Here is a 20,349-nt window from a genome sequence, read left to right as displayed (position 1 = left end):
GGGCCTCTAGGTTAGGACTGCCGGGCGCGATTGCCAAGGGGCGCTGCGCATTTGGATCAATAAGTTGTCAGTTACGGTCATTGAGTGGCCCGATGCCTGCTCTTAGGCTGGCGAGCATGCCTGACGCACGCCGCAAGAGCCTGCGCAGTTTCCCGTGATTGCTTGTTGTGGAGCTTCCAATGACCGCCGCTCATTACCCGCACCTGTTGGCCCCGCTGGACCTGGGTTTTACCACGTTGCGCAACCGCACCCTGATGGGGTCGATGCACACCGGCCTGGAAGAAAAACCCGGTGGCTTCGAGCGCATGGCCGCGTACTTTGCCGAGCGCGCCCGCGGCGGTGTGGGCTTGATGGTCACCGGCGGCATTGGCCCCAACGATGAAGGCGGGGTGTATTCCGGCGCCGCCAAGCTGACCACCGAGGCCGAGGCCTTGCAGCACCAGATCGTCACCCGCGCCGTGCATGAGGCGGGCGGCAAGATCTGCATGCAGATCCTCCACGCCGGGCGTTATGCCTATAGCCCCAAGCAAGTTGCGCCCAGTGCGATCCAGGCGCCGATCAACCCGTTCAAGCCCAAGGAGCTGGACGAGGCAGGCATCGAGAAGCAGATCAGCGACTTCGTCACCTGCTCGGTGCTGGCCCAGGTCGCCGAGTATGACGGCGTCGAGATCATGGGTTCGGAGGGGTATTTCATTAACCAATTCCTCGCCGCCCACACCAACCATCGCACCGACCGCTGGGGTGGTTCCTACGAAAACCGTATGCGTTTGCCGGTGGAAATCGTGCGCCGCGTGCGTGAGGCGGTAGGGCCGAACTTCATCATCATTTTCCGTCTGTCCATGCTTGACCTGGTGGAAGGTGGCAGCACCTGGGCAGAAATCGTGCAACTGGCCAAGGCCATCGAGCAGGCCGGCGCGACCATCATTAATACCGGCATCGGCTGGCACGAAGCGCGCATCCCCACCATTGCCACCAAGGTGCCGCGTGCCGCATTCAGCAAAGTCACCGCCAAGTTGCGCGGCGAAGTGGCGATCCCGCTGATTACCACCAACCGCATCAACACCCCGGAAGTGGCCGAGCAGATCCTGGCCGAGGGCGACGCCGACATGGTGTCCATGGCGCGCCCATTCCTCGCCGACCCGGACTTCGTCAACAAGGCCGCCGCCGGCCGGGGCGACGAGATCAACACCTGCATCGGCTGCAACCAGGCGTGCCTGGACCACACCTTCGGCGGCAAATTGACCACCTGCCTGGTCAACCCCCGCGCCTGCCACGAAACCGAGCTCAACTACCTGGCGGTGCAGCAGGTGAAGAAAATCGCCGTGGTCGGCGCCGGCCCCGCAGGCCTGGCCGCGGCCACCGTGGCCGCCGAGCGCGGGCACCAGGTGACCCTGTTCGATTCGGCCAGCGAAATCGGCGGCCAGTTCAACGTCGCCAAGCGCGTGCCGGGCAAGGAAGAGTTCTTCGAAACCCTGCGCTATTTCAAGCGCAAGCTGCAGACCACCCACGTCGAGCTGTGCCTGAACACCCGGGTGGACGTTGCCCAACTGGTAGCCGGCGGCTATGACGAAATTATCCTGGCCACCGGCATCGCCCCGCGCCTGCCGGCCATTCCCGGGGTGGAACATGCCAAGGTACTGAGTTACCTGGACGTCATCCTGGAACGCAAACCGGTGGGCAAGCGCGTGGCGGTGATCGGCGCTGGCGGCATTGGTTTTGACGTGTCCGAGTTCCTCGTGCATGAGGGCGTGGCTACCAGCCAGGATCGCGAAGCGTTCTGGCGCGAATGGGGCATCGACACGGCCCTTGAGGCCCGTGGCGGCGTGGCGGGCATCAAGGCCCAACCCCATGCCCCGGCACGCGAGGTGTTCTTGCTGCAACGCAAAAAATCCAAGGTCGGCGACGGCTTGGGCAAGACCACCGGTTGGATCCACCGCACGGGCCTGAAGAACAAGCAGGTGCAAATGCTCAACAGCGTCGAGTACCTGAAGATCGACGATGAGGGCCTGCATATCCGCATCGGCGAAACCGGCGAACCCCAACTGCTGGCGGTGGACAACATCGTTATCTGCGCCGGCCAGGACCCACTGCGCGAGCTGCATGAAGGCCTGCTGGCCGCCGGGCAGAGCGTGCACCTGATCGGTGGCGCTGACGTGGCCGCCGAACTGGACGCCAAACGGGCCATCAACCAAGGCTCGCGCCTCGCCGCCGAGCTCTGACCCCCCTGTAGCAAGTGGGCTCGCCCGCTTGCTACAGGCGTATTCAAGTAGAATGCCGGGTCTTTCCCATGGGTCCGGCCTTTATGTTTTCTCCTCCCGCCGACTGGCATCCCTGCGCTCCCCTGCAAGCCCTGCGCCTGGAATGGCTCGCGGCCGCCGGGGTCGAGGTGGCCGTATTGCGCCTGGATTGCATCGACGCGCTTATCAGCGGCAATAAGTGGTTCAAGCTCAGCGAGCACCTAGCCGCCGCCGACCAAGTGAACGCGGCAGGGGTCATCAGCCTGGGCGGTGCTCATTCCAACCACCTGCATGCCTTGGCGGCGGCGGGCCAACGCTTTGGTTTCGCCACCGCGGGCCTGCTGCGCGGCCATGCCCAGGACACCCCCACTGTGCTCGACCTCAAGGCCTGGGGCATGCACCTGCATTGGCTGGGTTATGGCGGTTACCGGGCGCGCCACGATGCGGATTTCTGGCAACCGTGGCAGGCCCGCTACCCGGGGTTCTACCCCGTGCCGGAGGGCGGCGGTGGGTTGGCCGGCGCCCGCGGCTGCCGGGTGTTGCGCCAACAGGTGAGCCAGCAATTGGCCGCCCTGGGCTGGGGTGATTTTGATGGCTGGTGGCTGGCCTGTGGCACCGGCACCACGTTGGCGGGCCTGGTGCTGGCCGAGCAGGGCACACGCACCGTGCACGGCGCCCTGGCGGTGCCGGCGGGCCACGGCGTGGCGCAGCAAGTGGCGGCGATCCTGCGCGCCGCCGGCGCCCATGACCACGGCTATGCCCTGATCGACGCCTGCCGTGGTGGTTTTGCCCGGGTCGATGAGGCCCTGCTGGCCTTTATCGACGCCACCGAACAGGCCAGCGGCCTACTGCTGGAGCCGCTTTACACCGGCAAGGCGTTGCTGGCGTTGCAGCAAGCGGTGGCGGCGGGGCGCTTTGCGCGCGGCACGCGGTTGGTGTTTGTGCACACCGGCGGCTTGCAGGGGCGCCGGGGCATCGCCATGGCGACCGGTGGGTAGCTGCACGTGCGGGGGCGGGGTGAGCGGCTCGGGCGTTTGTGTTTGTTCAACTGCCGTCATGAGGGGCACGGCGCTTTGCGTAGATTTTATTGTCGATATCGCTGCGTGGCGCTGGGCAACTTTTAGTTGTGCAAGTTACACCGGTAATGCCCGTTCTTATTCATTGCGCCGGCGCGGCCACAGCCTTGTAAGTTCATGGCCGCTGATTTAATAGAGTGGACTAATAGATTTAAGACAAGGTGATAAAGAGGATGCCCGCCAACCCACTGTTCAAGTCGCTGGCGGACAAAGCGTGCACTTTTCAGCCGCGCTTTGGCGCCATGCGCCGTAGGGTGTTATCCCCCAGCACATAGTGGTGATACAACCCCGCCACCGCGTGCAAGCCGATCAGCCAATAACCGATGGTTCCGCCCAGCACGTGCCAGCCTTCGATCTGCTCGGCCAGGTCCTTGTTTTCGTCTATCAGCAGCGGCAACTCGATGCCGTAGAACAGCACGTGGTGGCCCGCCGCGCTGGTGACGAGCCAACCCATGATCGGCATGGCGATCATGAACACGTAGAGTGCGCAGTGCATCAGGCTTGCCAGCAGGCTTTGCCATTTGGGCGGTGGTGGCAGGATCCGTGGCGTGGCGCTCAGGGCGCGGCCCAGTAGGCGTAGCCACACCAGCACGAACACCGTCAGGCCCAGCATGAAGTGGGCTTCTTTTATCAGGGTGCGGCCTTCGGTGCCCTTGGGGAACAGGCCGCGCAGTTCGATGGTGGCGAACACCACAGCCAGCAGTACCAGCATCAGCCAGTGCAACGTAATCGAGAGCGTGCTGTAACGCGAACTCGGGTTGATGAAATTCATGGGCTTTCCTCGTTTATCAGGTCTGAAGCCTCCGTTCTTGTTTGACGGAGTGGCGCTACTGTAATCCCGTTTGCCCGGCAAAACCTGAGTGAGGTCAGGTTTTTCGAGAAAAAACTGAAACCCTGCCTGTTTGTTAGTTAAGTCTGAAGTTGAATGGTAAGTATTCCGTGTGTGGCTGTGTAATGTCGCCCGAGGCTGTAAGTGGGTTCCGTTTTTTTTGTTGTCTGTGCCGGCGTGTTGAACTGGCGGGCAGCGTTATTAATAGTGGGTGCGCATCCGTAGGGTGCGAAGTGATAAACACAATATTAATTAAGGAATGAATATGGAACAGTGCTTGGACGCAATGGTGCGCGGTGAAGTGAAAACCTATACCTGGGGAACCCTGGGCGCCGACGGTTCAAAACAGTACAACAATGGGGCCATTCAGTATGCCGACGGCACCCTGGAGTTTTGTGGGTTGACCTTCTACCCCGACGGCGTGGTGATCGATGCCGAGGGGCAGCAGGTCGGTTTGGTGGAATCCGCGTGCGAGGTGTTAACCGAGACCACGGTGGTCGACGAGTTACCGGCCCCGGTCGAGCCTGCCGTCGAGACGCCAACCCCGTCACCCCAGCTGGAAGAGGCCCGCGAGTCACTGCTGGACCCCATCGAGCCCGTGCTCGAAGAGCCCCTGCCAAACCCCGTGCCGGGGCTTGAGGAACAACCACCCGCGCCCGACAGCGATGTCGAACTGACCCAGCCCGACGGTGCTCCGGGCCGCTAACGGCCACTGGCCTGCGCTGAAATGCACAATGGCGCAGCAGGCGAAAACCTGCTGCGCCATGGGTGTCGCGGTCGGTCAGTGGCCCTGGGGCATTTCACCGCGCGCCAGGCGCTGGTTGATGTCGGCGATCACCTGGGGCAGGTCGGTGATGGTGTCGATCATGTAATGCGGGCGTGAACCCTTGAACAGGGCCTGGATGCGCTTGCGCTCGCTGTCCAGGGTGGCACTGTCCAGGGCCCGGTAGCCCTCGTAGGTCAGGCCCAGGGCGTTGCCCGAGCAGGTCAGCGCCACCGTCCACATGCCGGCGCTGCGGCCTTCGAGGATGCCCGGCACGGTGTCGTCGATTTTCACGCATGCCGCTACGTCGCTGATGCCCAGGGCGATCACGTTAGCCAGGGCCTGGGCCGGCCATGGGCGGCCGTTGGGCACTTCGTCGGTGGCAACCACATGGTCGGCGACATAGCCATTGCTGGCCGCCAGCTCCACCACTTTATCCATCACCTGCTTGGGGTAGCCGGAGCAGGAACCGATCTTGATCCCTTGCCCGCGCAGGGCCGCGATGGTGTCCAGGGCGCCGGGGATCAACGCCGAATGCTCGGCGATTTTCTCGATCTGCAATGGCATGAAGCGCTGGTAGATGGCTGTGACGTCGTCGTCGGTGGGCGTGCGGCCGAACACCTGACGGTAGCGCTCGGCCACCTGGGGCTGGTTGCAGAGGGTGCGGATGTGGTCCCACTTGCCCATGCCCATCGGGCCGCGGGCTTCTTCGATGGAAACCTGCACGTCGAACTCGGCGAAGGCCTCGACAAAAATCTGCGTCGGCGCAAAAGAGCCGAAATCGACCACGGTGCCGGCCCAGTCGAGGATGGCGGCTTGCAGTTGGCTTGGTTGGCTGTAGTTCATGGTGGGCGGTGTCCTGAGGAAATGGGTTAGGGCTTTTGTGGGATTCGGCGGGTGTTGAAGCAGGCCTTTATGGGAGCGGGTCAGCAGTCGAGCACTTCCATCTCCCGCAAAACCTGGGCGATGGCCGCGACCGCGGCGCGCATTTCGCCTTCGTTGACGTGGCCGATGCAGCCCACGCGGAAGGTCTCGACCTGGGTCAACTTGCCCGGGTAGAGGATGAAACCCTTGGCCTTGACCCGTTCGTAGAACGCCTTGAACTGGTAGCGCGGGCTGTCGGGCGCGTGGAAGGTGATGATGATCGGCGCCTGGATCGCGCTGGGCAGGAAGCTGCGCAGGCCCAGGGCGGCCATGTCATCGAGCAGCACCTGGCAGTTGGCCGCGTAGCGCTGGTGGCGTACCGCCAGGCCCCCTTCTTCCTGGTACTGCAACAAGGCTTCGTGCAGGGCCGCGACCACATGGGTCGGCGGGGTGAAGCGCCACTGGCCGGTCTTGGCCATGTAGGCGTGCTGGTCGTACAGGTCCATGGCCAGGGAGTGGCAGTTACCGGCCGACTCGGCCAGCGCGGTTTTGCGGGCGAAGACAAACCCCATGCCCGGCACGCCTTCCAGGCATTTGCCGCTGGCGGCGATCAGCGCGTCGAACGGCACCTGGCGAGCGTCGATAGGCAGGGCGCCGAAGGAGCTCATGGCATCGATAATCAGGCGTTTACCGTGGCGGGCCACCACTTGGGCAATCTCCTGCAACGGGTTGAGGATGCCGGTGCTGGTTTCGCAGTGGATCAGCGCCACGTGGGTCAGGCCCGGGTCGGCCAGCAGCAGGCGCTCGACATCGGCGGCGGTGGTGGGCTGGTCTTCGGCGGTTTCAAAGGTGCTGAACGGGCGGCCCAGCACTTCGCAGATCTTCGCCAGGCGCTTGCCGTAGGCGCCGTTTATCAGCACCAGCACCTTGCCATCGCGGGGCACCAAGGTGCCGATGGCCGCTTCCACCGAGAAGGTGCCGCTGCCTTGCAGGGGAACGCAGTGATGGCTGTCGGCGCCGTGGAGGATAGCCAGCAGTTGTTCGCAGACGCTGGCGGTCAGTTGGTTGAAGCGCTCATCCCACGAACCCCAATCGACCATCATCGCCTGGCGGGTGCGGGCCGAGGTGGTCAGTGGGCCCGGGGTAAGCAGGATGGGTTCGGCAATACTCATTCTCGTGTCCTCGCAGTTCGTGGGATGACGCTACGGGACATAAATTGCAGTTTGCCTTACCATCAATCAAATTGTTTGTTGTTATGCCAATCATAAGTGAGGCCGATAGGTATGAACTTGTTCCAGCTCCGTGCGTTCGATGCCGTGGCCCGCGAAGGCAGTTTCACCCGGGCGGCGGCGCGGTTGTTCATCAGCCAACCGGCGGTGACCGGGCACATCAAAGCGCTGGAGGAGCACTACCAGATCACCCTGCTGCGCCGCACCGCGCGGCGGGTGGAGCTGACGGAGGAGGGCACCAAGTTGGCGGCCATCACCCGCGCCATGTTCGGCCTGGCCGAAGAAGCCCAGGCGATGCTGGAGGCCAACCGGCAGTTGCTCACCGGGCGCCTGGAGGTGGCGGCGGACGGCCCGCACATGGTCATGCCCATGCTCGCCAGCCTGCGCGCGCGCTACCCGGGGATCACCGTCAACCTGCGCCTGGGCAACGCCCAGGAAACCCTGGCGGCGTTGTTGTCGGAACACGCCGACGTGGCGGTGCTCACCGAGGTCGAACCGCGCAAGGGCCTGCACCTGCAAGCCCTGAGCGAGTCGCGCATCTGCGCCCTGGTGCCCCAGGGCCACCCGTGGCAGGCGTTGCCCGACGGCATCGACATTGCCCTGCTGGACCAGGTCATCATGGTGCTGCGCGAGCCCAGCTCCATCACCCGCCGCACCTTCGACGCGGCCTGCGCCCAGGCCCGGGTCAGCCCACGGGTGTTGCTGGAACTGGACAGCCGCGAGGCCGTCACCGAAGCGGTGGCGGCGCAACTGGGCGTGGGGGTGGTGTCATCGGTGGAAGTCAGCCACGACCCCCGGGTGGCGGCGGTGCCGATCAACGGCGCAGGGCTGCTCAACCGGCACATGATCGGCTGCATGGAGCGGCGCCGGGACCTGCGCCTGATCCAGGCCTTCCTGGCGTTGGCGGTGTAGCGGCCTCGGGCCTGTGGCAGCCTTCAAGCCACTAATGCCCCAGGCTCTCACGCACCATGTCGAGAAAGGTCGCCACCACCCGCCGCGAGCTTTGTTCGCGCAGGCACACCAGGGTTTCGGTCAGGCGCCGGGTGCAGTCGGTGATGGGCAGGGCGCACACCCGTGCATCGGCGCCGAACTCGGCGGCTGACACCACGCCCACGCCAATCCCCACCACCACCGCCTCGCGGGCGGCTTCGCGGCCTTCGACCTGGATTGCCGGGCGGATGCGGTAACCGGCGCGGCTCATTTCTTCTTCCAGGGTCTGGCGGGTCACCGAGCCGGTTTCGCGCAGCACCAGGGGCGTGTCGTCCAGGTCCGCCAGGCAGATGGATTCACGGCTGGCCCAGGGGTGGCTGCGGGCCACGAACGCCACCATCGGGTCGTTGCGCAAGGCCAGCGACAGCAGCCGTTCGTCACTCACTTCGCGCCCCAGCAAGGCCAGATCGGCCTGGTAGCTGAACAGCCGTGCCAGGGATTCGTCGGTGTTGCCCGTCTCGATTTTCACGCTGATGCCCGGGTAGCGCTCGCAGAACCGGGCGATTTGCGGCAGCACATGCACCGGCGCGTCCACGGCCAGGATCAGGCTGCCGGTTTGCAGGGCGCGCGAGTCTTGCAGCAGTTCCTGGGCCTCGGCCTCGATCACGAACAGGCGCTGGGTGATGCCCAGCAGGCGTTCGCCCAAGTCGGTGAGGTGCACCGAGCGCTTGTTGCGGTGGAACAACAGCACACCAAAGCGCTCTTCGAGTTTGCGCACCTGGTCGGAAATCGCTGGTTGGGTGAGGAATAGCTTCGCGGCGGCGCGGGTGAAGCTGCCATGCACGGCGACCGCATGGAACGCCTTGAGCTGGGCGTGGGAGACCGACATGGGAATACCTCTTACAAGCTGAACTTATATTTGAAATACGATAAATCGATTTCACTTATTAGTCTGTACTTGTTTTTATCCCTCTCAGCCCCGGTGCCTGTGGTGGTTTCACAGCGCCGGTGGCCATGGGCCTGTGCGTGCAATCGATCCCGACTACAGGGAACAACAGACTCATCTGACCGGTATCGCCCCCGTCACAAGGGCCGTATCGCGGTGCTCAACAATAAAAAACACAGGCGTTTTTCTAAAAATTCTGCCAGCACACTCACCCCGAGGTCAGACTCACCATGAACCAGCACATCGGCACCATCAAGCGTTGGCGCGTGCAGATTTTCGCCATCACCTGGTTGGCCTACGCGGCCTTCTATTTCACCCGTAAAGCTTTTTCCGTGGCCAAACTGGGCATCGGCGAAGACCCCAGTTTTCACCTCGACAAAATGATGATGGCCAACCTCGACGCCATCTACCTGGCGGCCTATGCCGTGGGCCAGTTCACCTGGGGCATCCTCGCCGACCGCTTCGGCCCGCGGGTGGTGGTGCTGGGCGGGTTGTTGATTTCCGCCGTGGCGGCCCTGGTGATGGGCAGTTTCGCCACCTTGCCGATTTTCGCCACCTGCATGCTGATTCAGGGCCTGGCGCAGTCGACAGGTTGGTCGGGGCTGTGCAAGAACCTGGGCAGTTTTTTCCCCGCCCAGCAGCGCGGCCGGGTGTTGGGGCTGTGGAGTTCCTGCTACGCCTTCGGCGGTTTGGTGGCTTCGCCCTTCGCCGGGTGGTGGGCCTACACCCTGGTGGGCACTTGGCACGCGGCGTTTATTTCCAGCGCGGCGGTGGTGGCCGTGGTGGCGGTGCTGTTTTTCATCTTCCAGCGCAACACCCCCCAAGACGTCGGCCTGCCAGCGGTGGAACCGGCACCGGAACAAACCGCCGAAGAGGCCCTGGCCGAAAGCCGCCTCAGCGTGCTGGCGCCGCTGCGCGAGATCCTGCGTAACCGCACGGTGCTGACGCTGGGCCTGGCGTACTTCCTGCTCAAACCGGCGCGCTACGCCATTTTGCTGTGGGGCCCGGTGATCGTGTTCGAGCAGATGCCCCAGGTGGGCAAGGTCGGCGCGGCGATCATCCCCACCGCATTCGAGCTGGCGGGCCTGTTGGGGCCGATCATGATTGGCCTGGCCTCGGACAAGCTCTTTGGTGCGCGGCGCATGCCGGCCTGTGTCCTCAGCCTGCTGGCGTTGACGGTGGCCCTGGCGTTGTTCATGGGCGCGCTGCACACCGGCAGCGTGCTGCTGGTGGTGGCCCTGCTGTTCGTCATGGGCCTGACCCTGTACGGGCCGGACTCGATGATTAGCGGCGCGGCCGCCATCGATTTCGGCACCGCCAAGGCCGGCGCCACGGCGGCGGGGTTCGTCAATGGCTGCGGCTCGGTGGGGGCGATCCTGGGCGGCTTGCTGCCGGGCTACTTCGATACGGTCACGGTATTCGTGGTATTTGCCGGTTGCGCGTTGTTTTCCGCCCTGGTGCTGGTGCCCCACTGGAACAGCCGCCCGGCGGGCCTGCGCCCCTACTGCGCGTTCGTGCCCAACCGAGCCCTGGCGATCAAACCCTTGCGTAGTTGAATGCCCTTTCTTTTATAAGCCCCTTGAACTGGAGATACCCCCCGATGAGACCGTTTTGGCTGGAACAGGCCCTCAATGCCGAGGGCGGCGAACCCTGCGCGCCCCTGCACGGCGAGACCCGTGCCGATGTGTGCATTGTCGGTGGCGGCTACACCGGGTTGTGGACGGCGGTGATGCTCAAGGAGCAGAACCCGCAGCTGGATGTGGTGCTGATCGAGGCCGATATCTGCGGCGCCGGCGCCAGTGGCCGCAACGGCGGGTGTGCGCTGTCCTGGTCGGCCAAGTTCTTCACCCTGGAGCGTTTGTTCGGCATTGAGGAAGCGGTGCGCCTGGTGCGTGCTTCAGAGCAGAGCATTCATGCCATCGGCGCGTTCTGCGAAAAGTACGCGGTGGATGCCCAGTACCGCCTCGACGGCACGCTCTACACCGCCACCAACCGCGCCCAGTGCGGCGCCACCGACGGGGTGATCGCGGCGCTGGAGCGCAACGGCATCAACTCCTTCAGCAAGCGGCCGTTGGCGGATGTGCAACGTATGGCGGGCTCGGCCCAACACCAGGAGGGCTGGTTCTCGCCGGCCGCCGCCAGCGTGCAACCGGCCCTGCTGGTGCGCGGGTTGCGCCGGGTGGCGCTGCAACTGGGGGTGCGCTTGTTTGAGAACACCGCGATGGTGGGGCTGGAGGAGGGCCGCCCGGCGCTGATCCAGACCCCGGACGGCGCCGTGCGCGCCGACCGTGTGGTGCTGGCGATGAACGCCTGGATGGCTCGCGCGTTCCCGCAGTTCGAGCGCAGCGTGGCGATTGTCTCCAGCGACATGGTTATCACCGAGCCGCGCCCGGACCTGCTCCAGGAGATCGGCCTGACCAGCGGTGTGACAGTGCTCGATTCGCGGATTTTCGTGCACTACTACCGCAACACCCCGGACGGCCGGATCATGCTCGGCAAGGGCGGCAACACCTTCGCCTATGGCGGGCGGATGCTGCCGGTGTTCGACCAGCCGTCGCCCTACGCGGGCCTGTTGCGCAAGAGTCTGGGGCAGTTTTTTCCGGCGTTCGCCCAAGTGCCGGTGGCGGCGACCTGGAACGGCCCCTCAGACCGCTCGGTCACTGGCCTGCCGTTCTTCGGGCGCATGGGCAGCGGTGGCAACGTGTTTTATGGCTTCGGTTATTCCGGCAGCGGCGTCGGCCCGTGCCACATGGGCGGGCAGATCCTCGCTTCGCTGGTGCTGGGGCTGGACAACCCCTGGACCCGTTCACCCCTGGTGGACGGGCCGTTGGGGTATTTCCCGCCGGAGCCGATCCGCTATTTGGGCTCGCTGTTGGTGCGCAACGCGATCCGGCGCAAAGAGCGTGCCGAAGACCACGGCCACCGGCCACGGCACCTGGACGTGCGCCTGGCGCGGTTCGCGGCGGCGGCCGGTAAGGCCGACAAAGGCTAAGGCCGCGTCAGGGCTCACCCATCAGCCATTGCAGCAACAGCGGCGCCTCGGCCAGGGCGGCGGGAGCGGCCTGGGCCTTGGCGCAGCGGTGCAAGGCCTGGCGCTGTGGCTGGCTCCAGTGCTGCTGGAAGTATTCGGCCAGGGCTACGCAATGCCCCGGGTACAGCAGGCTCAGTTGCCGAGGCGTGCGGGCGAACTCGCGGGCCAACAGGCGTTTTTGCTGCGGGTTCAGGTCCAGGGCGCCGCTGGCCAGGCTCTGGCCTTGCAGCACAATCGCGTCGCGGCCCAGGCCGGCCGGCTCCTGCAGGTCGGCGCGGGGCATGCGCACGATGTACCACGAGGTGTTGGCCAGGCGCCGCGCGGCCAGCGGTGGGGCGGCGAACAGGCAGATTTCGCCATCCCACAACGCGTCGGGCTCGGCCGCAGGAGGCAGGGTGGGCCGGGGTGTGGCGGCCAAGGCCACGCCGTCGGGATCGAGGCGGATATGCTGGCCATTCACCGTCAGGGTCAGGTGCTCGCTGCCCTGGACCCGCAGCGACTGGCCCGCCTTGAGGTAGATTTGCCGGGTTTTTTCCGCCAGTTGCTGGCCGTTGAGGTACAGGCCCTTGCGTTGGGCCTCGAACGGCGCGCCCGCCAACTGGAACACCACCGGGTAGTCCGGGTCGCCGTTGACAAAACGCACCAGCACTTCGCACCCGGCGGTGGGTAACGGCCCGTAGCCGGCGGCTTCCTGGCGCACGAGGGGCAACCACAGGCAATGCTGCGGGACCCGCTCGGGGGTCTCGCCCCAGGCCAGGTGCACGGGGATGCGGCCCTGGGCGTCCTGTTCGGCCAGTTGCCCGCGGGCGCCGGGCACGTAGCCGCGCTGGTAACCGTTGACCAGCGGTTTGGGATGGCGCAGCGCGGGCCGGTAAGCGGTGGCCCAGGGGATGGCCTTGAACTGATTGCCGTAAGGTTCGCTGGCCCATTGATGGCCTGGCATCAGCGCGGTGCCGCCCAGCCGCTCGGTGGCCACCCACCAGGGCTGGCGGCTGGCCGGGGTGGTGAAACCGGGTTGCCGGCCCTGGTGGTGAACCTCGGTGAGCAGCCACTGGTCGTTGAACCGCGACACCGGGTGGTCCTCGACCTGCATCAGCGCCCCGCTGCGCAGGTGCGCCTCGCTGCTTTGGCCCACCAGGCATGGCGGCTGGCTGCGCAGGCGTTCCAGGGCGCGGCGGCTGGTTTGCTGGCGATGGGCTTCGGTGGGCGAGGGGCGCTCCCAGTGGCGGGCGGGCGGGTCGTGGGGCTGATTGGCGGCACCGGCCGGCGTTGCGCTGGGCGTGTTCGGCCCGCATGGGTTGGGCCTGGGCTGGGCCGGTTGGGCCTGGGCCAGCCAGGCGAGCGCCGGGGCGGCGGGCTCCCGTGGCGGGCACGACAGCGGCGTCGATAGCGGCACAAAGGCTTCGCTGTCGTCGGCAAACACCAGCACATGGCGCTCTTGCTGGTGCTCGAAGTGGTAGTGGATGCCTTCCTCCTCGCACAAACGTTGTAGGAAATACAGGTCGCTCTCGTCGTACTGGATACAGAACGCGCGCTTGGGGTACTGGCCGTGGGGCAGTTCGAAGCGGTAGCTGTCGGCCGGCAAGCGGTGTTCCTGGAGCAACTGCAAGAGCATGCCGGGCACGCTGACATCGTGGAGCACCCGCCGACAGGTACGCTGCGCCAGGGTCGCCAGATGAGGCGCCAGGCTCAGGTTGCAGTGCCGGCCACAAGGGTGGGCGCGGGTGATGACGCCATGGATGCCGCTGCCGTCCCCCAGGCGCAGGAACGCAGGCTGTTGCAGCCAGTCATCGAGGGCGCCGGGCGTACCAGGCGCGGCCAGTTCGATGTCGAAGCAATAGGGTTCGTTCAAGGCTTCGCGACCGGTGAAATGCGCGACGGGCAGGCACAGCGAACGGCCGGCGATCGTCAGAGTGAAGGGGCTTGTGAGGTCGTCGTGCATGGTCTGCCAGCTCTTGCCTTTAAGGGACGGGGGACAGAGGTTACGAAACGACGGGGCGCAATGGGGCGTCAAAGCGATTTTTCGGAAACCCCCTACGCAATGGGGTGGACAAGTCGCCCGCCACCTCGACTTTTTGGTCGATTGCCGACTTTAGGCCGTATAAACTTGCCGCCATCGTCGGCCAACAGATGTCACGACGCACAGAACGAGAGAGTGAGTAATGGGCGCACAGTGGAAGGTTAAACACAAAGAAGCGGCAGCCAACGCCAAGGGCAAGATCTTCGGCAAGTTGGTCAAGGAAATCACCATCGCCGCGCGCAACGGCGCGGACGTGACCACCAACGCGCACCTGCGCCTGGTGGTGGAGCAGGCGAAAAAAGCCTCGATGCCCCGCGAAACCCTGGAACGCGCCATCAAGAAAGGGTCTGGCCAATTGGGCGAGACCGTGCAGTACCACCGCGTCACCTACGAAGGTTTTGCCCCGCACCAAGTGCCGCTGATCGTCGAGTGCGTGACCGACAACATCAACCGCACCGTCGCCGAAATCCGCGTCGCCTTCCGCAAGGGCCAACTCGGCGCTTCGGGCTCGGTGGCCTGGGATTTCAACCACGTCGGCATGATCGAAGCCGCCCCCGACAGCCCCGACGCCGACCCGGAAATGGCCGCCATTGAAGCCGGCGCCCAGGATTTCGAGCCGGGTGAAGAGGGCGCCACCCTGTTTTTGACCGAGCCCAGCGACCTGGACGCGGTGCAAAAAGCCCTGCCCGAATTCGGTTTCACCGTACTGTCGGCCAAGTTGGGCTACCAGCCGAAGAACCCGGTCAGCGGCCTGAGTGAGGCGCAAATGGCCGAAGTCGAAGCCTTCCTCGAAGGCCTGGACAACCACGACGACGTGCAGGACATGTTCGTCGGCCTGGCCGGCTAAGCGCTTGCGGGGGGCTGAAGCTTCAGCTCCCCCAATTCCCGCTCTATTGCGCTGAAGCCCGGCCGGCCCATGACCTGGGGCTGGCAGCAGCGCTCTTGCAGGCTTTGCAGCTGCTCCCGGTCCTGGGCACCGAGCCCGCCATCGATACGCTCCAACAATTCCCCCAGCAAAATTCCGAAGGCCCGCACCTCGATGCGTTGCAGCGCGCCCGCCACAGGGCTGTGGGCCGGGTCGTAGCCCGCCGCTGCGCCAAAATCCCCCAGCAGGCAATGGCCCTGGGGGTTGAACAGGATGTTGTGGCCATACAGGTCGCCATGGTTCAAGCCCTGGCCGTGCAGGTGGGCGGCCACCGAGGCGATGCCCTGGGCGATAGTGAGCGCGACCTCGGCACTCAGGCACCAGCCTTGCGGGTAGACGTCGCGGGTGCAGGAGGCCAGGCTCGGCAACCCGGCCAGGTTGCGGTAGTGCGGGCCGATCAGTTCCATCACCAGGGCCGCGCGGCCTTCGGGGTGGTCGCTGACCTGGCCGTGCACGCCGATCAGGTTGGGGTGCAGGGCGGCGCGGATGCAGGCGTGCATTTCATGCAGCGGCGAGCCATCGCTGGTCATGCTGCCCTTGTACAGCTTCACCGCCACGTCTTGCGGCGCCTGCCCCGGCGCTTGCCACGTCGCTTGATGAATCACGCCGCTGGCGCCTTCGCCCAAGGGCTGTTGCAGGTGCAACTGCGCCCAGGCGATGGCTGGCGCCGGGGCGGCGTGCGTGAGGTCCGCCTCCAGCGGATTGCCGGCATAGGCCAGCCACGCCAGTTTCGGCAACGCCAGCAGCCAGTGCGGCAGTTCGCTCAATTGGTTGGCGGCGACGCGGATCAACTCAAGCTGCGGGGCGTTGGCCAGGCTCGCCGGTAACTGGCGTAGGCGATTGCCCGAAAGCATCAGTTTTTGCAGGTGCGGGCGTTCGCCCAGGGCCTGGGGCAGGTGCTCGATGCGGTTGTCGGTGAGGATCAGCCAGCGCAACCGGGGCGGCAACGCCTGGGCGCTGACCCGTTCGATCCGGCAGGCCTTGAAGCCCACCATGCTCAACTGCGCGCAGCGGCCCAGGCTTTCGGGCAGTTCGGTAAAGGCGTTGTCCGAGCAGAACAGCACCTGCAAGCGGTGCAGGCGATGCAGGTCGTCGGGCAGGCTGCGCAACTGGTTGGCGCTGAGGTTGAGCACTTCCAAAGAGTCCGCCAGGTCGAAGATCTCCCGGGGGAACTCGGTCAGGCCGGCGCTCAGGTCCAGGCGCCGGATGCCGCGAAGTTGGCCGGCGCGCAGTTGTGCAAGGGTATCCATGGAAGGGTTCGCAGCTCATTGGAAAAAAGGGCGCCATCATAGCGCCCTGCGCTGGGGCCCGCACGGCGCGGTTCAGGAGGTTGCCGGCGCGGTTTGGCGGATCGGCAGTTCGACGCGGAACGTGGTGCCCTTGCCGACTTCACTGTGCACCGTGATCTCACCGCGATGCTTCTTGATGATCCCGTACGACAGGGACAACCCCAGCCCCGTGCCCTGGCCCACCGGTTTGGTGGTGAAGAAGGGGTCGAAGATTTTCGCCAGATGCTGGGGCGCGATCCCTGCGCCATTGTCGGCCACTTGCAGCCACACCGTGTCGCCCTGCACGCCGTTGCTCAGGGTGATGGTGCCCCGTTCGCTGCCCATGGCCTGGGCGGCGTTGACGATCAGGTTCATCACCACCTGGTTGATTTGCGAGGGCAGGCACTCGACCTCGGGCAACGGCACGTACTGCTTGACCACATCGGCCTTGTACTTGATCTCGGCGGCGACGATGTTGAGGGTGGAATCCATGCCCTGTTGCAGGTCCGCCCACTGCCAATGCTGGGTCGAGTCCACGCGGGAGAAGTCCTTGAGGTCCTTGACGATCTGGCTGACCCGGCCGATGCCGTCCTTCGATTCCTTGATGAGCTGGGGAATGTCTTGCAGCAAAAAGTCCAGCTCCAGGCTTGCGCGTAACTGTTCCAGGCCCAGGCGCGGCTCACCGGGGGCGAGGGCGGCTTCGGCCTGGCGGTAGGCCTCGAGCATCTGCTGCATTTGGCCGAAGTACGTCCCCAAGGTGCTGAGGTTGGAGGAAATGAAGCCCACCGGGTTGTTGATTTCGTGGGCGACGCCGGCGGCCAACTGGCCAAGGGAGGCGAGTTTTTCCGATTGCACCAATTGGCTTTCCAGCAGCATGCGTTCGTCCATCTCGTGTTGCAGGGCCTCGCTGGCCTGCTGGAACGCCTGGGTGCGTTGCGCCACCAGGGCTTCGAGCTGGCTCATTTGCAGTTGGGCGCGGCGGGTCATTTCCCACTTGGTGGTCAGGGTATTGGCCATTTGCTGGACTTCGATGTTGTCGAAGGGCTTTTTCAGGATCAGCAAGCGGTCGTGGCCGTTGAGGCGGTCGAGCAACTCGTCCCAGGAATAGTCCGAATACGCGGTGCACACCACCACTTGCAGCAAGGGGTCGTGCTTCCACAACTCTTCAATGGTTTGCGCGCCATCCCAGCCATCGGGCATGCGCATGTCGACGAACGCCAGGGCATAGGGCCGCGCCTGGGCGGCAGCGTCGAGCAACTTGCCCAGGCCTTCCTGGCCGCCATAGGCACACTCGAGTTCATAGACCGTGGCCGGGGCTTTCGGCGCACTGCCGAACAGGGCGCTTTCCAGGTCGTCGAGGTCGGTGCTGGCGCTGGGGCCGGGGGTGAGGATCTTGCGAAAATCATCGTGGATGGTCGGGGTGTCGTCGATCAGCAGAATGCGTCGGTTGATGGCAGTGTTCATGCGTTACCTTGGGCCACGATCAGAGGAATTTGTAGGGTAAACAGCGCGCCCCGCCCCGGCCCGTCGCTGTGGGCGCTCAAGTGGCCGTTCATTTCCACGGCGGCCAGGGCGCAGCTGTGCAGGCCAAAGCCGTGGCCATCCTTACGGGTGGTGAAACCATGGACAAAGATGCGCGTCATGTTTTGCGCCGAGATGCCTTCGCCCTGGTCGCGCACGCTGATGTTGAGGTTGTCGCCGTCGATGACGGCGCTCAGGGTCAGGGTGCGTTCGCGGTCGGTGACGTTGGCCATGGCGTGCTTGGCGTTGCCGATCAGGTTTATCAGGATCAACAGCAGGCGATGCTTGTCGCCCATGATCCGCGGCACATCGGAAAATTCCTTGAGTACCGTGACGTGGTGTCGGGTGAGGGCACCGGCGTGCATGCGTAGGGCATCATCGAGCAGTTCGCTGATGGACAGCGCTTGCAGCAGGCTGCTGGTGCCGGCGTAGGACTGCTGGGTGGCGACGATGTCCTTGATGTGGTCCACGCTTTTGCTCAGTTGCCCCAGTTCCGCGCTCATGCCTTGCTGCTCCTGGGCGATAGCCAACACCAATTGGTTGAGGTAGCCGGGCAGCAACTTGCCTTTCTCGTCCTCGGTGAGAAAACGGCCCAGGTCGCCTGGGTGTTCATTCATCAGTTGCATGGCCTTGCCCAGGCCTTGGGCCTTGCTGTGGCGCAACTGACGGCTGACCAGGTCGGCGGAGATGTTCACGCTATTGAGCACGTTACCCACGTTATGCAGCACGTTGGTCGCGATTTCCGCCATGCCGGCCTGGCGCGCGGTATCCAGCAGTTCGGTCTGGGTGTCCTTGAGCTCTCGGGTGCGTTCTTCGACCCGGCGTTCGAGTTCGTCGTTGGCGGCCAGCAAGGCGCGGTTCATCTGGTTGATCTGGGCAAAGCTGCGCATCAGGCGCACGGCCAGCCAAATCAGCAGCAGCACCAGCAGGGCGGAAAACACCACCAGGTAGAAGTGGTATTTCTGGTCGCTCGCCTCGGCGAGCTGCTGGTCGCGGTTGAGCAGGTTGGTGAGGTCATCCAGGCGTTCGGACACGGGGAAGCTTTCGATTTCGTCGAGCAAGGCATTGACCAGGGGCTGCTCGCGCAGGATCAGGGAGATGTGGTTGCTGAGAATATCGATGGGCTCGTGGAACTCCGCCGGCAGGCGCTCCTTGTTCACTTGCAGTTTGTTCAGGCCCACCAGGATGTCGGCGGCGTGGTCGGCGGAGGTGACCTGGGCGAATTCCAGGCTGCTGAGTAGCAGGTCGTAGGTGTCGTTGGCGATGTTCTGCACTTGCAGTTTGTCGGTGTCGGCAACCCGCCCCAGTTGCGCCTGGATGTCGTCTTCGGCGGTGGGCAGGAAGGCCAGGGAGTTGCGCAGCACCGCGTTGTGGGACTTGAACTGTTCCACCACCCGGGTTTTTTCCTTGAGCGCATCGAGGTAGGCCTGCTGGCTGGCCTGCCACAGCGGCGACTGGTCGCGGCTGCGCTGGGATTCCAGCACCTCGAACTGCTGCCACAGCCGCGTCATTTCGTTCAGGGGTGATACCAGCGGGTCGTAGTTGTGGCTGATGGCAACCCGAGCCTTGAGGATCTCGTTTTCCCACTGCGCGTTCTGCTGCTTGAGTTGGCGGATCAGGTCGCGGGACTCGGTGTAGGTGGCGGTCAGGTCGGAGCGCGAGTTGAGGTACAAAAACAGCAGGATCGAGGCCAGCACGGCCGCAACCGCCGCCAGCAGAAGCAAGCTCAGGCGCCGGGAGACTTTCATAGGGGCTTGCCCTGCCACTCACCGGTCAGGGTCTTGAGGAATTTCACGATCAGGGCTTTGTCCTCTTCGCTGGGGATGCGCCCCAATTGGTAGGTGAACATCACGGTCACGGCGCCTTCGAGGGTCGCCTGCGAGCCATCATGGAAGTAGGGCGCGGTGACGGCCACGTTGCGCAGGCTGGGCACCTTGAACACGTGGCGGTCTTCTTCGGCGCCGGTGACATTGAAGCGCCCCAGGTCCGCCGGGGTGGGGTTGTCCCGGGCGGCGAAGTAGTCCCCCAGTACGCCGAACTTCTGGAACATGTTGCCGCCGATATTCACTCCTTGATGGCAGGCGATGCAGCCGTAGTCCTGGAAGCGCTGGTAGCCGTACTTTTCCTCGGTGCTCAGGATCGCGGTGTTGCCCGCCAGGTACTGGTCGAAACGCGAGTTGAGGCTTAGCAAGGTGCGTTCATACTCGGCCAGGGCGCCCTGGATATTGGCCTGGGTCACGCCGCTCGGGTAGGCGTCGGTGAAAGCGGTAGCGTAGTGGTTGTCGGCAGCGATGCGTTGCACCACGGTGGCCCAGTCGCTGCCCATTTCCGTGGGGCTGTGCACCACGATGTGGGCCTGTTCTTCCAGGGTTTCCACGCGCCCGTCCCAAAACTGGCGAAAGTTCAGGCTGGCGTTGAACACGCTGGGGGTATTGACCGCCACCGGTCGGCCGTCAAAGCCCAGGGACAAAGGCTTGTCGTCGGCGCCGCCACGGTCCAGGCGATGGCAACTGGCGCACGACAGGCTGTTGTTCACCGACAGGCGCGGGTCGTGGAACAACTGGCGGCCCAGTTCCACCCGCTTGCTGTCCAGCACCGGCACCGCGGGCAAGGGCTTGAGCGGGCCTTCCAGGGGCGCGGCTTGGGCGCCTGCGACGAACAGCAGGGCGGCGCTCAGGGGCAGGGCGAGTGGTGGCATGGGGTGAATCCT

General features: G+C 64.8%; 16 protein-coding genes. 7 read left to right on the top strand and 9 right to left on the bottom strand.

Features of this window, described 5'->3' with window-relative positions:
* The first annotated feature begins 179 nt into the window (after nucleotides 1–179).
* Nucleotides 180–2,219 carry an NADPH-dependent 2,4-dienoyl-CoA reductase gene (locus AC19YT_RS11685; RefSeq protein WP_095110453.1) on the top strand — a complete coding sequence of 680 codons (2,040 nt, stop codon included), beginning with the start codon at nucleotides 180–182 and terminating at the stop codon, nucleotides 2,217–2,219.
* A gap of 83 nt (nucleotides 2,220–2,302) precedes the next feature.
* Nucleotides 2,303–3,235, top strand: a complete 933-nt coding sequence (locus tag AC19YT_RS11680) for a 1-aminocyclopropane-1-carboxylate deaminase/D-cysteine desulfhydrase (protein WP_500610287.1) — start codon at nucleotides 2,303–2,305, stop codon at nucleotides 3,233–3,235.
* Between the two features lie 301 nt (nucleotides 3,236–3,536).
* Here the strand turns inward: AC19YT_RS11680 and AC19YT_RS11675 are convergent, their stop codons facing one another.
* A complete protein-coding gene (locus tag AC19YT_RS11675) occupies nucleotides 3,537–4,085 on the bottom strand; it encodes a cytochrome b (RefSeq protein WP_095110454.1) in 549 nt (182 codons plus the stop codon).
* Nucleotides 4,086–4,407: 322 nt separating this feature from the next.
* Here AC19YT_RS11675 and AC19YT_RS11670 point away from each other — a divergent pair, with 322 nt between their 5' ends.
* Nucleotides 4,408–4,848, top strand: coding sequence for a hypothetical protein (locus AC19YT_RS11670; RefSeq protein ID WP_500610286.1), 441 nt, complete (start codon nucleotides 4,408–4,410; stop codon nucleotides 4,846–4,848).
* A gap of 75 nt (nucleotides 4,849–4,923) precedes the next feature.
* Here the strand turns inward: AC19YT_RS11670 and phnX are convergent, their stop codons facing one another.
* A complete protein-coding gene (phnX, locus tag AC19YT_RS11665) occupies nucleotides 4,924–5,751 on the bottom strand; it encodes a phosphonoacetaldehyde hydrolase (RefSeq protein WP_095110456.1) in 828 nt (275 codons plus the stop codon).
* A gap of 80 nt (nucleotides 5,752–5,831) precedes the next feature.
* Nucleotides 5,832–6,941, bottom strand: coding sequence for a 2-aminoethylphosphonate--pyruvate transaminase (locus tag AC19YT_RS11660; protein ID WP_095110457.1), 1,110 nt, complete (start codon nucleotides 6,939–6,941; stop codon nucleotides 5,832–5,834).
* Between the two features lie 111 nt (nucleotides 6,942–7,052).
* On the opposite strand from AC19YT_RS11660, the gene AC19YT_RS11655 reads away from it, so the two are divergent.
* Nucleotides 7,053–7,910 carry a LysR substrate-binding domain-containing protein gene (locus AC19YT_RS11655; protein ID WP_095110458.1) on the top strand — a complete coding sequence of 286 codons (858 nt, stop codon included), beginning with the start codon at nucleotides 7,053–7,055 and terminating at the stop codon, nucleotides 7,908–7,910.
* A gap of 31 nt (nucleotides 7,911–7,941) precedes the next feature.
* Here the strand turns inward: AC19YT_RS11655 and AC19YT_RS11650 are convergent, their stop codons facing one another.
* Complete coding sequence (locus AC19YT_RS11650) at nucleotides 7,942–8,817, bottom strand: LysR family transcriptional regulator (RefSeq protein WP_500610285.1); 876 nt, start codon at nucleotides 8,815–8,817, stop codon at nucleotides 7,942–7,944.
* Nucleotides 8,818–9,104: 287 nt separating this feature from the next.
* Here AC19YT_RS11650 and AC19YT_RS11645 point away from each other — a divergent pair, with 287 nt between their 5' ends.
* Both AC19YT_RS11645 and AC19YT_RS11640 read left to right on the top strand, forming a co-directional pair.
* Nucleotides 9,105–10,430 (top strand): MFS transporter, encoded by a 1,326-nt coding sequence (locus AC19YT_RS11645; RefSeq protein ID WP_500599358.1) that lies wholly within the window; start codon nucleotides 9,105–9,107, stop codon nucleotides 10,428–10,430.
* 44 nt (nucleotides 10,431–10,474) lie between these two features.
* The gene (locus tag AC19YT_RS11640; RefSeq protein ID WP_500599359.1) at nucleotides 10,475–11,866 is read left to right on the top strand and encodes an FAD-dependent oxidoreductase; all 1,392 of its coding nucleotides are present in this window, start codon (nucleotides 10,475–10,477) and stop codon (nucleotides 11,864–11,866) included.
* A gap of 7 nt (nucleotides 11,867–11,873) precedes the next feature.
* Here AC19YT_RS11640 and tssI read toward each other — a convergent pair whose 3' ends face one another.
* Nucleotides 11,874–13,847, bottom strand: coding sequence for a type VI secretion system tip protein TssI/VgrG (gene tssI, locus AC19YT_RS11635; protein WP_095110462.1), 1,974 nt, complete (start codon nucleotides 13,845–13,847; stop codon nucleotides 11,874–11,876).
* Nucleotides 13,848–14,067: 220 nt separating this feature from the next.
* Here tssI and AC19YT_RS11630 point away from each other — a divergent pair, with 220 nt between their 5' ends.
* The gene (locus AC19YT_RS11630) at nucleotides 14,068–14,772 is read left to right on the top strand and encodes a YebC/PmpR family DNA-binding transcriptional regulator (RefSeq protein WP_095110463.1); all 705 of its coding nucleotides are present in this window, start codon (nucleotides 14,068–14,070) and stop codon (nucleotides 14,770–14,772) included.
* Here the strand turns inward: AC19YT_RS11630 and AC19YT_RS11625 are convergent.
* The 4 genes from AC19YT_RS11625 to AC19YT_RS11610 all read right to left on the bottom strand — a co-directional run bounded on the left by AC19YT_RS11625 (nucleotide 14,769) and on the right by AC19YT_RS11610 (nucleotide 20,337).
* Complete coding sequence (locus AC19YT_RS11625) at nucleotides 14,769–16,100, bottom strand: leucine-rich repeat-containing protein kinase family protein (protein WP_500610284.1); 1,332 nt, start codon at nucleotides 16,098–16,100, stop codon at nucleotides 14,769–14,771. The two genes, AC19YT_RS11630 and AC19YT_RS11625, sit on opposite strands and share 4 nt — an antisense overlap.
* A gap of 72 nt (nucleotides 16,101–16,172) precedes the next feature.
* A complete protein-coding gene (locus tag AC19YT_RS11620) occupies nucleotides 16,173–17,582 on the bottom strand; it encodes an ATP-binding protein (protein ID WP_095110465.1) in 1,410 nt (469 codons plus the stop codon).
* Complete coding sequence (locus AC19YT_RS11615) at nucleotides 17,579–19,387, bottom strand: DAHL domain-containing sensor histidine kinase (protein ID WP_500610283.1); 1,809 nt, start codon at nucleotides 19,385–19,387, stop codon at nucleotides 17,579–17,581. The genes AC19YT_RS11620 and AC19YT_RS11615 overlap by 4 nt, the downstream gene beginning before the upstream one ends.
* Nucleotides 19,384–20,337 (bottom strand): cytochrome-c peroxidase, encoded by a 954-nt coding sequence (locus tag AC19YT_RS11610; RefSeq protein ID WP_500610282.1) that lies wholly within the window; start codon nucleotides 20,335–20,337, stop codon nucleotides 19,384–19,386. Before AC19YT_RS11610 ends, AC19YT_RS11615 begins: the two co-directional genes overlap by 4 nt.
* Between the last annotated feature and the right edge of the window lie 12 nt (nucleotides 20,338–20,349).

The organism is Pseudomonas sp. MF08875, assembly GCF_059862525.1.
The sequence above is the reverse complement of the archived record's forward strand: the minus strand, read 5'-3'. Positions and strand labels throughout refer to the sequence as shown.